The 11,841-nt window shown below is 50.3% G+C and carries 11 protein-coding genes; 2 read left to right on the forward strand and 9 right to left on the reverse strand.

The genetic code is table 11. The features are described from left to right. Window positions 1–89 precede the first annotated feature (89 nt). Entirely contained in the window at window positions 90–323 is a 234-nt protein-coding gene (locus tag RN22_RS05730; protein WP_369700091.1) for a DUF2970 domain-containing protein, read from the forward strand. On the opposite strand, the gene RN22_RS05735 is transcribed toward RN22_RS05730, so the two are convergent. The 9 genes from RN22_RS05735 to pilM all read right to left on the reverse strand — a co-directional run bounded on the left by RN22_RS05735 (window position 320) and on the right by pilM (window position 9,096). Then, entirely contained in the window at window positions 320–1,153 is an 834-nt protein-coding gene (locus RN22_RS05735; RefSeq protein ID WP_046303479.1) for a Dam family site-specific DNA-(adenine-N6)-methyltransferase, read from the reverse strand. The two genes, RN22_RS05730 and RN22_RS05735, sit on opposite strands and share 4 nt — an antisense overlap. Window positions 1,154–1,255: 102 nt before the next feature. Continuing rightward, window positions 1,256–2,764, reverse strand: coding sequence for an AAA family ATPase (locus RN22_RS05740; protein ID WP_046303480.1), 1,509 nt, complete (start codon window positions 2,762–2,764; stop codon window positions 1,256–1,258). 30 nt (window positions 2,765–2,794) lie between these two features. Beyond that, window positions 2,795–3,871 (reverse strand): 3-dehydroquinate synthase, encoded by a 1,077-nt coding sequence (gene aroB, locus RN22_RS05745; protein ID WP_046303481.1) that lies wholly within the window; start codon window positions 3,869–3,871, stop codon window positions 2,795–2,797. 16 nt (window positions 3,872–3,887) lie between these two features. Further along, window positions 3,888–4,406 carry a shikimate kinase AroK gene (gene aroK / locus RN22_RS05750; RefSeq protein ID WP_039849459.1) on the reverse strand — a complete coding sequence of 173 codons (519 nt, stop codon included), beginning with the start codon at window positions 4,404–4,406 and terminating at the stop codon, window positions 3,888–3,890. 282 nt (window positions 4,407–4,688) lie between these two features. Next, window positions 4,689–6,473 (reverse strand): type IV pilus secretin PilQ, encoded by a 1,785-nt coding sequence (locus RN22_RS05755; protein ID WP_046303482.1) that lies wholly within the window; start codon window positions 6,471–6,473, stop codon window positions 4,689–4,691. A 12-nt stretch (window positions 6,474–6,485) separates the two neighbouring features. Beyond that, complete coding sequence (locus tag RN22_RS05760; protein WP_046303483.1) at window positions 6,486–7,001, reverse strand: pilus assembly protein PilP; 516 nt, start codon at window positions 6,999–7,001, stop codon at window positions 6,486–6,488. Continuing rightward, window positions 6,998–7,591: a type 4a pilus biogenesis protein PilO gene (locus RN22_RS05765; RefSeq protein ID WP_046303484.1), complete on the reverse strand. Its 594-nt coding sequence runs from the start codon at window positions 7,589–7,591 to the stop codon at window positions 6,998–7,000. The genes RN22_RS05760 and RN22_RS05765 overlap by 4 nt, the downstream gene beginning before the upstream one ends. Beyond that, entirely contained in the window at window positions 7,581–8,168 is a 588-nt protein-coding gene (locus RN22_RS05770; RefSeq protein WP_046303485.1) for a PilN domain-containing protein, read from the reverse strand. Before RN22_RS05770 ends, RN22_RS05765 begins: the two co-directional genes overlap by 11 nt. Continuing rightward, window positions 8,158–9,096 carry a type IV pilus biogenesis protein PilM gene (gene pilM / locus RN22_RS05775; RefSeq protein WP_197076256.1) on the reverse strand — a complete coding sequence of 313 codons (939 nt, stop codon included), beginning with the start codon at window positions 9,094–9,096 and terminating at the stop codon, window positions 8,158–8,160. The genes RN22_RS05770 and pilM overlap by 11 nt, the downstream gene beginning before the upstream one ends. 146 nt (window positions 9,097–9,242) lie before the next feature. Here pilM and RN22_RS05780 point away from each other — a divergent pair, with 146 nt between their 5' ends. Beyond that, a complete protein-coding gene (locus RN22_RS05780; RefSeq protein WP_046303487.1) occupies window positions 9,243–11,753 on the forward strand; it encodes a penicillin-binding protein 1A in 2,511 nt (836 codons plus the stop codon). Window positions 11,754–11,841 lie beyond the last annotated feature (88 nt).

Raw genomic sequence — 11,841 nt, forward strand, 5'->3', positions numbered from 1 at the left:
CAGATCCTCTGATTCAAACCATAACCTCTGAATTTTGAAGCTGGGACAGACGCTGCCCTTGCCCCTGTTCTAAGCTGGGATTAATCAAGATGAATGGCGAAGATGACTCAATGGATAACGACAAACCGCAACAGGATAAAGTGGGCATGATGGATGTGGTGAAAAGCGTGTTTGCAGCGATGTTTGGCGTGCAGTCAGACAAAAACCGACAACGGGATTTTCAGCAAGCCAGCATGGTGCCTTATATCGTTGTCGGTTTCGTGTTTGTCGTGGTGTTTGTACTGGGGCTGATGGGCTTGGTTTCGCTTATCACGCCAAATTAAAGAAGCCCTGATACATCTGGAGCAAACAGTGCCAGCAATTCATCCACTTTGTTACGCCCACCACCATTGCGGCTAATGGTACGTTTTACTTTCACCATATTGAAGTGAGAGCCATGATACAGGCTTCGGGTCAGCGCAGTATCGTGATTTGAAATCAGCACCGGAATATTTTTCTCGATACTCACTTTACGAGCCCACTCACCCAGCAATGCCTGATCGTCCAAACTGAAACCGCCGCTCGCATAGGTCGTGAAGTTGGCCGTCGTCGACAGAGGCGCATAAGGTGGATCGCAGTAAATCACGCTACCACGGCGGGCACTTTTGAAACTCTGCTGGTACCCTTCACACACAAAAGTCGCTTTCTTTGCTTTCTCAGAGAAAAACTCAAGCTCAGCTTCAGGAAAATAAGGTTTCTTGTATGAACCAAACGGCACGTTGAAGCCGCCCTTTTTGTTGTAACGACACAGGCCGTTAAAACCATGGCGGTTCATGTACAAGAAGTACAGGGAACGAAGGTACGGATCTTTCGTCTGGTTAAATTCTTCACGAATCGCCAGATAGGCTGATTTCTGGTTGTACTCTTGGGTAAACAAGCGCTTGGCGTCTTCGATGTAACGCTCCGGCTCTTGCTTGAGAAGATTATAAAGATTAATCAGATCCGGATTGATGTCCGCCAGACGGTATTGGTCGTAGTCTGTGTTCAGAAACACAGAGCCCGCGCCAACGAATGGTTCAATCAGCTTTTTTCCTTCCGGCAGGTGCTTGCGGATATCGTCGACCAGAGAGTACTTGCCCCCGGCCCACTTAAGAAAGGCACGATGCTTTTTCATTAATGTGTATCCACCACCACTGCTGCTCGAACGGTGGCGGATTGTATCTCATTTTTAACCATCAATCAGCGTAAATTCGTGCCTTGTCATTACCAAGGCGGATTAGTTAACCAGTCCGATTTCTTTATGGATCTGAACGAAAGATTTAGCCCAAGGGGTCAGCGCCTGAATATTCGCCGGAAGCTGCAATTCTGCACGTCGCGCCTCTGTGACCGAAGGGTAGTCACCCAACAGCACCATAAACCATGGTTCACCGTTTCGGCGGGTTTCATACACCAGTGCACGGTCAGCAATCGCATATTCTTGCAAAAACTCGTTTACCGCCTGCTTGGATTGCAATGCCGCGAGTTGAAGGGCGTAGCGCGATTCAGGAACCGTCAATAGCAACTGATTAGCCAGAGGCACATCGGCATTAGTTGCCGGCGGCGACAAAGGTGCCACCGCTGCCGTTTCTTCAGTCACAGCCTCTACTGTCGCTTCTGGCTGTGCGGGTTCAACACGCACAGTGGTTTCAGGAGGTGGCACCAACTCAGGAATAAGCGGCTCTTCAACCACGCCCGTGCCGTCACCTCCGACAGCCTGCTCATCAATGATGGCGTCTACCACGCGATCAGGCACCACAATACGGCGGTTTTCATCACGACGTCCAACCGTCATGCCTTCAACCGATGGCGTCTCCGGCAAGGCCGCAGTGTCGTCTGTCACTTGCGAATTGCTGTTCAGTGCTTGTTCACCATCTTGATCTTCACCTTGCTGCGCCGCCATTTCCTTTTCTTTTTCATCCAGAATAGCGGAAAGCTCTTTCACGCCATCCGGCACAACAGACTCAGTCGTCTCTTCCGATGTCATCTGGGGATTCAATGCCCACCACACCAAGCCACCACCCAATACTAACAACAGCACCACCAGCAAAATCAAAGGGAGGGGCGAGCGACGTTTCTTTTCTTCCATTGCAGTGGTCTCCTGCTGTTCCAGCCCGCGAAGGGCTCCGGGTAAAGAAGGCAATGATGCAGCTTTTTGTTTGAGTGCGCGCCGTTGGGCAGCATCAAGCTGGCGACTGACCATCATGACTTCAATGAACATTTCTCGCTCATTGTCTGCCAGCGGGCTGATTTCCAACTCCAAAGGTTTCACACCCTGGCCATAAGACACTTTGTGAAGCCACTTGTTGAGCTTGCCACGCAGGCTAAATAACAGAATGTTAATCTGCCAGTTGTCACGCTGCTGTGCTTCGGTCACCAGCGCCCACAGCTCTGCGATGAGATTGGCACTCAAGCGCTGCGCGTCATCTATCACGACCAAAGCATGCACACTTCGGCCTTCGAGCATGTAATCGAGGCTTTGCAGCATCGAGTCTTGCTCGTTGAAGACACCATCACGCACGATTTGTCTGAGAATAATGGCACGATGCTGAGCATCCTGCTGGCTCGGATTACAGATTAGAAGAGATTGGATGGGTTCGTTTGCCCAGTTTTCGAGGTATCGTTCGCTGAGCCACGTTTTGCCCGCCCCTGGCTCACCAGTGATCTGAACAAGGTTGGAGCTGAATCGGGTAAGAAATTGGATTCTAGATAAAAGTTGGATCTGGCTATCCAGATCCAACGCAATCATTTCATGGGAGCCTGTCATATACAAACCCGCTTAGTGTGTCTTAATGACCTCAGCAAGCGTTTCAGGAGTCACGTTCGCAACCACTTCGGCTGTACCAATGGAGGTTGGCAGCACGAAACGTAGTTGCCCGGAAAGCACTTTTTTATCGCGTTTCATGTGTTTAATAAAGGCATCATAGCCCATGGTTGCGGGTGCTTTCACGGGGAGATTGGCTTTTTCGAGCAAGGAAGTGATACGGCTAACATCTTCTTGTGTCAGCAATTGTTGATGCACCGCGGTAACAGCAGCCATGACAGTACCCGCAGAAACGGCTTCGCCGTGTAGCCAGTTGCCATAACCCATTTCCGCTTCTATCGCATGCCCGAAGGTATGTCCGAGGTTCAGTAATGCGCGAACACCGGATTCTTTTTCATCTTCCGCCACCACATCTGCCTTGATTTGGCAGCAACGTTTGATTGCATATACCAAGGCTTGAGCATCTAAGGCGTTGAGTGGCTGGTAGTTATCTTCTAGCCAAACGAAGAATTCTGGATCGGCAATGATGCCGTATTTGATGACTTCTGCCATACCCGCGGCAAACTCGCGCTGAGGCAGGGTTTGCATGACATCGATATCGATGACAACGGCTTTAGGTTGGTAAAAGGCACCAATCATGTTTTTGCCCAGAGGGTGATTCACTGCGGTTTTACCACCGACAGAGGAGTCCACCTGAGACAGTAATGTGGTTGGAACCTGAATAAAGTCCACACCACGCTGGTAACACGCTGCCGCAAAGCCAACAACGTCACCAATGACACCGCCGCCCAAAGCAACAATCAGCACATCACGGCCGTAATTGCCTTCAAGCAGGAAGGTATTAATGGTGTTAAAGGTGTCGAGGGTTTTGTATTGCTCGCCATCCGGCAGGGTCAACAAAGCTGGCTCACCGCCAGCCTTGTTCAGGGTTTCCATAAGAAGGTCCGCATAAAGCGGTGCGACGGTGTCATTCGAGACCACCACCACGCGACGACCTTGGGCATCAGAAAAATACGCGGGATCGGAAAGCAATCCTGCACCGATAGAAATAGGGTAACTTCTGTCGCCTAAGCTTACGTCAATCCTTTCCATGGAGTTCCTTTAACGATTAGTGATTTTCCAGCAGTTCGATGATCTGATTAGCCACGACCTTGGCGCTTTGATCATCAGTGCGTACAACATAGTCTGCAATCTCTTCATACAGAGGGTTACGCTCACCCGCCAGTGCTTCCAGCACTTCACGTGGTTGCTCAGTTTGCAGCAGAGGACGCTTTTTATCGCGTTGAGTACGCGCCAGTTGTTTCTCAATGGTGGTTTCCAGATAAACCACGATACCACGAGCAGACAAACGGTTACGGCTTTCACGGCTCTTAATTGAACCACCACCGGTTGCCAGAACGATACCTTGTTTTTCTGTCAGGTCGTTGATGACGTTCTCTTCGCGAACGCGGAATCCCTCTTCACCTTCAACATCGAAAACCCATGCAATGTCTGCACCTGTGCGCTCTTCGATCACAGTGTCAGAGTCGAAAAATTCCATGTGTAGTTGTTGTGCCAGGTGTCGACCAATTGTGCTTTTGCCAGCCCCCATTGGACCTACAAGAAAGATATTTCGTTTTTCAGCCATTTTAAGCAGTTTACGCGCGGTTAATGAAAACAACACCGCCCGCAGGCTCGCTATCAGAAAGCCCGAGGCGCCAAATTCCTCACAGTATATTCGTGATCAGACCAAAAATTATCTCAGGTCGACTGGGCGTTTGGCAACTTAAAATACGTTTCGCTTCGCCTTTAAATTCCCGATTGACGACCAAAAGGACAAGAAAAGGGCAGAAATTCACACGAATGTGGATTCCTACCCTCACTGCATATAACGCCCACCAAACGAGCTAATTCAATGAATTAATTCAATTTATTGCGTCATAATCCTAGGCGTAACGAAGATCAACAGCTCACGTTTACCCATGGTTTCGTAGTTACGACGAAAGAGTTGACCGAGACCGGGGATGTCCCCCAACAATGGCACCTTATCCACGCCTTCCATCATCTCATGCTGGTAAATCCCCCCCAGCACAACCGTTTCTCCATCATTCACCAATACCTGAGTACCAATTCGCTGGGTGTTAATCGCCATTGCCTCACCCGTACCGGCTTTAACCGTGCCTGCCGGTTTATCCTGGGTGACCTGAAGATCGAGCACCAGTTTGTTGTCCGGCGTGATTTGTGGTGTCACAGATAAACTCAGTACCGCTTTTTTAAACGACACTGCCGCTGCACCACTAGAAGAAGCCTCCAAGTACGGCAGCTCGGTACCCTGCTCAATGTAAGCTGGGCGTTTGTTGGTGGTCAAAAGGCGCGGACTGGAGATGATTTCAGCTTTGGATTCAGCCTGAAGGGCTGACAGTTCAAGGTCCAAAAGCAAATCTTTACCCAAGCTTGCTACTTGGAAGGCAATGCTCGCAGCGTTAGGGCTGGTCGCTGCCAAGTTAACATTCAAAAAGTCATCAATGTTACCCGTCGACGATTCAACACCATCTAAATTGCTAATGTCGAGGAAGTCACCGCTATCCGTATCAAAACCAAGGCCATTCTCCCAGCCGAGGTTGCCCTCAATAGAACCGCCTTGTGTGAATGAACCGTTTCTGTTTACAACCCCCCAACGCACACCAATTTCATCCAGCGTGCCTTCGTCCACTGTCACAATACGCGCTTCGATTTCCACCTGGTCGACAGGCACATCCAACGATTCGATCAGGGATTTGACCACGTCAATATTGTCTGCCAAATCTTTGATCACAAGTGAGTTAGTTCGCGGATCGACAGCGAGACTGCCACGCTCAGACAACAGGCTGATCCCTTCATCCTCACCTTCTCCGCCGCTACCGCCGCCCAACATGTCTTTTAGGTCAACAGCATTAGCGTATTTGATTTGAATCACCTCAGAGCGTAGCGATGCCAACTCACGTTCCTGACGGCGTTTTTCAAGTACTAAACGTTCCTGCTCATCCAGCTCAGCTTTAGGTGCAACGAGCAGAATGTTACCCATCTGGCGTTTATCCAAACCTTTCACATTCAAGATGGTCTGCAAGGCTTTTTGCCAAGGCACATCGTCAAGGCGCAGCGTCAGGCTTCCCTGTACTGTGTCTGACACCACCAGGTTAAACCCATTGTGCTCTGCCACCATCTGAAGTACCGAACGCACAGGAATATCCTGAAAGTTAATGGAGATGTTCTTGTTTTTCTGGTTCTTTACAGCGGCGGATTTTTCTTTCGAAGGCAGTGAAGCAAACGGGAAAATCTCAACCGTCAGTACATTGCCCGTCTGGTAATAGTCGTAGCCGAAGTGCCCTTCGGTGGAAACATTGAGTTCAACGTCATCGTCGACGGGTTTCACTTCCAGGTTCGCCGTGGCTTTACCAATATCCTGAAGGCTTCTGACACCAATCAGATTATCTTCCACTGACGTGCCTTTCAGGCTTATCGACAGTTCCCCATCGCGCTTATTGAAGTTGGTGACCACTGACTTATCTTCAAGCGTCAGTGTCAGCAAGGTTTTACCTCTTTCCCCTGCTTTAACATCGATGTGCTGCAGCTGATTGGCCGCGAACGACCATGGTGCCGCCAGCAAACTGGCGACCACTATCAAGCTGCGGGAAACTGCTCCCAGACCCCGGCATCCTTTCCTCAGGCTTATCATGAGTTACCCTTTTTAGTTATTGTTGAGTGCCAATCTAACGTTTCGTACCTGCCAGCAGCCTAGTCCGTCAGGCAGGTGTTCTGTGATGGAGAGTGTGTGCTGACTGATACTGTCGACACGCCCACGGTTGTTGCCAAGCATGCGTCCCAAGCCGACTCGGTGAATACTTTCGTCCGGTGCCGAGACCAACGCCCAGTAGCTGCCCGGCAGACCAATCACGCCTTTAAATTCAAGCGACGACAGCTCATAGCTTTCAAGCGGGTCTTTCCCCGGCAGATCTTCCGGCTGCCAACAGTCTCCTTTCACCAATTGCTCTTCCTCCATGGCAATCGGTAGCACGAAAGGATCAGTATCAATGCCAGGGTTAAATGGTGTTGGAAAGTAAGTCGGTTCAGGGGGAAGTGGCGTTGCCGTCACCTTGGCAGCGGCATAGGTTTGAACGATAAAACGTTCAAGATCCTGCGTTTTCGGCTCCTGCATGCAGCCTGACAGCAAAAGCATACTCAGCGTCGCAATCAGGTATCTCATTGCGAGACCTCCTCTTGCTTTTCATAGCGATAGGTATGCGCATTCACCGCAAATCTTAGGGTGTCGACTTTCTCGTTTTCACGGGACATTGTGAAATCCTGCAAAGCTACAATACGAGGCAAGCGCGCAAGCGCAGCAGAGAACTCCCCCATGTCGGCATACTCACCCGTAAGCTCAATATCCAGTGGTACCTGATACAACCAGCCAACGCGTTGACCCGGTTTCCAGTTCAGCTTTTGGAAATTGAGATTGTATTGAAGACCCGTATCGTTAATACCAGCAAGTAACAGCGCTAACTCATCTTCGGCAGGCAATTGTTTGGTGAGGTGACTGTAAAATCGCTGCAACTCTTCAACCTGCTCATCGACATTTGGCAACGCAGCCACTTGCTCAGCCTTGATGCGAAACTGGGTACGAAGCAGGTTTTCATCTTGCTTAGCCAGCTCCACATCTTGCTTCGCAGGGAAGACGACAAAGAAAACAGCGGCGGCCAATACCACAATGGCCAAGAGACCCAGCAACACATTTTGTGCTGTGGCTGCCCATTCTGGGATTTCATCGATTTCCCAATCTCGCCAATCAGCGGCCATTGCTTTCCTCCTTTGGCAACTCGAGCGACATATAATCTGCCAGATCAAAGGTCGCCTTAAAGTTTTTGGCGATCAGGGACGATTTCGCTGCGTTGTTAATAATGGAATGGATCTGCACGTTCTTGGCACCAGAGTCAGCTTCAAGCAGGGCTAACAGACTGGCGAGTTTCGCGTTATCGCGGCTTCGCCCTTCAATGGTTACCGTACCTGCGGTCATCGACACTTTATCGAGCACCACACCATCCGGTGTAATTTGTGGCAGCAGATTGAAAAGCAACGTGGCGTTGTTGCGCTGCTTTTGTAGCGAATTGACGAGGGTCAGGCGGCGATGAAGCTCATCACGCTCCACTTCTCGTTTAGCAAAATCCCGCAGAGTGGCATTCAGCTCATCGATTTCCTGCTGCAAGCGCGCATTTCTTTCCTCTTGGAGAGTGAGTTGGTTGTAAACAACCCAACGACCACCAATGACGCAAAAGGAAACCAATACCAAGACCAATACGGATTTATTGAAAAAGCGTCGACGGGTCGCCTGACGCTGCATTTCACGCCAAGGGAGGAGGTTGATACTAACGTTCATCTTCCACTCCTCTCAGTGCCAGTCCAATCGATGTGGACCAAGCCGCCGCTGATTCATTCAGATTGTCGACAAGCTTTGGCGAATAGCTCAGCCCTTGAAGTGGATTCAATGCCCTGACCCGCCAACCGAGCGCGCTTTCCAGTTTAAAGATGTCGATCTTTTTCGCCCCATCGCCTGAGAGCCAAACCGTTGATACTCTGGCTCCTTGCAGCTGGGTGGAGGCCAGTTGATATTGACGTTGAATGGTCTCAGCAAGCTGTTGGGTGTATTGCGCCCGAAGATCCTCGGCACTCTGATCGCCTTGCTCAAAGGGTACTGGCAATTCTCGGTAGAAATGGCCATCTTTGGTGTCACCCAAACAAATCTGAAGACGCTCTGTGCCGACATCCACCATCAGCGAAGCGCCGACATCCGGCCGGGCGGTCATATGCTGTTTATAAAGACGCATCAGAGCATGGGTTTGAAGCTCAATCACTGAAAGCGAAAAACCTGCAGATTCAAGACCGGACAGGGTTTCTTTGAGCATGGGCTTGCGGCAGGCATAGACCTCCACCCCATCACTTTCCGGCAGGGGGCGGTAATCATAGAGCAGTTCATCCATCGGCATCCCCAGACTCTCACTAAGCTGGAGGCCGACCTGAACGTATTGCTCATGCTCTGGAATATCGAGTGCTATCGGGAATCGCTTCATCGCCACACTACTTTGAGGGACGCCCATGATCTGAGCTTGTGGCCAGTTCCAAGGCACACCGCAGGCTTTGCGAAGTTGCTTCTTAACCAACTTAAGGGTGTCATTGAGAGAGGAGGATTTTCGCGGTGCTACAACGAGAGCCTGAAGCCTTAATGCTTTGCCACGTTTTTGGATCATCGCAGCACGAATAGAATGTGCGCCAACATCGATCCCCATAGCGGTTTTTCCAGCAAACATTTGAAATGCCACCTTCTTAAAAGTCAGCATCAAGTAACTTTTTTGAAAGTTCTCTCCGCAGGTTCGTTATTTTTTGTTCAGTTCTCTTTATACTACGAGCACTAATGGTTTGAACGACTCGACTGAAAACTTACGGGAAATATCAAGTGAAGTTCATTAAGCGACTGCTTATCCTTGCAATAATTTGCATATTACTTGGAGTGGGTACAATTTTTGGTTTTTACGTTTACGTAAAGCCGGAATTGCCAGATGTTGCCACACTCAAGGATGTTGAACTGCAAACTCCGATGCAGGTGTACAGCGCAGACGGCAAACTGATTTCCCAGTTTGGTGAAAAACGTCGTATTCCAGTTATTTACGACGACATCCCACAAGATTTGATTGACGCGCTGATCGCCACAGAAGACAGTCGTTTCTACGATCACCCGGGTATCGACCCTATCGGTATCACCCGTGCCGCGATCGTGGTCGCCATGTCGGGCAGCGCCAAACAGGGTGCGAGTACCATCACCCAACAGTTAGCTCGTAATTTCTTCCTTTCTAACGAAAAGAAGATTATGCGTAAAATCAAAGAGATATTTATCGCGATCCACATCGAGCAATTGTTGACGAAACAGGAAATCATGGAGCTTTACGTCAACAAGATTTTCCTTGGTTACCGTTCGTATGGCTTTGGTGCCGCAGCACGTGTTTACTTTGGTAAAGATTTGAAAGACCTGACGCTGAGCGAACTCGCTACCCTTGCCGGTATGCCTAAAGCGCCGTCAACCATGAACCCGATTTACTCGGTAGAGCGTGCGACTAACCGCCGTAACGTAGTACTCAAACGTATGCTGGATGAAGGCTATGTCACCCGTTCTGAGTACGAACAAGCGAGAAACGAGCCGATTGTTTCCCGCTACCATGGCGCAGAAATCGAACTGAACGCACCTTACATGGCAGAAATGGCACGCGCCTGGGCGGTAGAGAAATACGGTGAAGACGTCTATGAATCCGGCATGAAGGTGTATACCACGCTCGATTCACGTCTGCAGAATGCCGCTGAAAAAGCCGCCATCAACAACCTGTTGTCCTACGACGAACGCCACGGTTACCGAGGTGCGGTCGCAACACTTTGGAAAGACGGCGCTGAACCTTGGGATTCAGAAAAGATTGCTAACCACCTGAAAAAGCAACCTACCTATGGTGTGCTCAACCCGGCAGTTGTCATCAAAGTAGAAGGGAAAACGGCTGAGGTGGAGCTGCAAGACGGCAAGACGGTTTCTCTGCCTTGGGATGGCATGAAGTGGGCGCGTCGCTACAAAACCGACACCCGTCAAGGCACTGCCCCGAAACAGGCCGCAGATATTCTGGCTGTGGGTGAGCAAATCTGGGTACGCAAGGTCAATGACGCATGGAACCTGAGTCAAGTGCCGGACGCCAACACCGCCATGGTAGCCATGTCACCGGAAAACGGGGCAATCAAAGCATTGGTCGGTGGTTTTAACTTCGTTCACAGTAAATTTAACCGTGCCACCCAGTCCGTCCGTCAGGTAGGCTCTGCTATCAAGCCATTTATCTACTCGGCAGCATTGGACCAGGGAATGACACTCGCAACCTTGATCAATGACGCTCCCATCAACAAATGGGACTCAAGCCAAGGTACAGCGTGGCGTCCGAAAAACTCACCACCAACCTACATTGGTCCAACCCGTGCACGCATTGGTCTGGCAACCTCTAAAAACGTGATGGCGGTTCGTGTGCTGCGAAAAGTTGGCTTGGATGAGACCATCGACTTCCTAACCCGCTTTGGCTTCAAACATGAAGAACTGCCGCGTTCTGAAACCCTGGCTTTGGGTGCAGGTAGCCTGACACCAATGCAAGTAGCACAAGGCTTCAGCGTGTTTGCTAACGGCGGTTACTACCTCAAGCCATATTTTATCAGCAAGGTTGAAGACCCGTTTGGACAGCTGCTTTTCACCGCACATCCACAAACTATCTGCCGCGATAACTGCGACAGCAATGCGTCTAAACTCAGCTCCGATAACCTGATGGAAGAGGAAAACCTGCTGGATGAAACCGCAGCAATGGAAAACGAGCCAGAGTTCGCACCACAAGTCATCAGTGAACAGAATGCGTTCCTGACCCGCGAAATGATGGAAGCGAACATCTGGGGTGGCGGCGACTGGCGTCAGGGCACTGGCTGGAACGGTACCGGCTGGCGCGCACAAAAACCGCTTAACCGCCGTGATATCGGTGGTAAGACGGGCACCACCAACGACTCCAAAGATGCATGGTACAGTGGCTTTGCGCCAGGCATGGTCGCAACAGTATGGGTTGGTTTCGATGATCACTCACGTGAGCTCGGCCGAACCTCCCGCAACGCGAACCTGGATAACTCCCAGATCTCCGGTGCGGAAGCGGGGGCAAAAACCGCGCAACCCGCCTGGATAGACTTTATGGTTGATGCGCTGGTTGATGTACCAGAGCAACGCAAAGAAGTTCCCGCCGACATCGTAAAAGTGCGCATTGACCGTGATACCGGTTTGCTGACACGCAAAAACGATGCAAGCTCAATGTTCGAATACTTTGAGAAGGGCACCGAGCCAACTGACTATGTATCCTCTGCGGCCAGCAGTGGAAATATTTACGAGTCGGAAGGTGAAGAGCTTTTCTAAGTACTCAAGAAACCACAAAGGCGCCCATCGGGCGCCTTTGTTTTTTTCTACGTAATCTATACCCAAACAACCTGAAGATGCTGGATTC

The organism is Grimontia sp. AD028 (assembly GCF_000973155.1).
GTDB classification, from domain to species: Bacteria; Pseudomonadota; Gammaproteobacteria; order Enterobacterales; family Vibrionaceae; genus Enterovibrio; species Enterovibrio indicus.

Coding starts and splice junctions, on each gene's coding strand:
- pilM (WP_197076256.1), bottom strand. CDS start 9,096: ATGTTTGCTGGAAAAACCGCTATGGGGATCGATGTTGGCGCACATTCT.
- aroB (WP_046303481.1), bottom strand. CDS start 3,871: ATGGAAAGGATTGACGTAAGCTTAGGCGACAGAAGTTACCCTATTTCT.
- RN22_RS05740 (WP_046303480.1), bottom strand. CDS start 2,764: ATGATTGCGTTGGATCTGGATAGCCAGATCCAACTTTTATCTAGAATC.
- RN22_RS05735 (WP_046303479.1), bottom strand. CDS start 1,153: ATGAAAAAGCATCGTGCCTTTCTTAAGTGGGCCGGGGGCAAGTACTCT.
- RN22_RS05730 (WP_369700091.1), top strand. CDS start 90: ATGAATGGCGAAGATGACTCAATGGATAACGACAAACCGCAACAGGAT.
- RN22_RS05770 (WP_046303485.1), bottom strand. CDS start 8,168: ATGAACGTTAGTATCAACCTCCTCCCTTGGCGTGAAATGCAGCGTCAG.
- RN22_RS05765 (WP_046303484.1), bottom strand. CDS start 7,591: ATGGCCGCTGATTGGCGAGATTGGGAAATCGATGAAATCCCAGAATGG.
- RN22_RS05760 (WP_046303483.1), bottom strand. CDS start 7,001: ATGAGATACCTGATTGCGACGCTGAGTATGCTTTTGCTGTCAGGCTGC.
- RN22_RS05755 (WP_046303482.1), bottom strand. CDS start 6,473: ATGATAAGCCTGAGGAAAGGATGCCGGGGTCTGGGAGCAGTTTCCCGC.
- aroK (WP_039849459.1), bottom strand. CDS start 4,406: ATGGCTGAAAAACGAAATATCTTTCTTGTAGGTCCAATGGGGGCTGGC.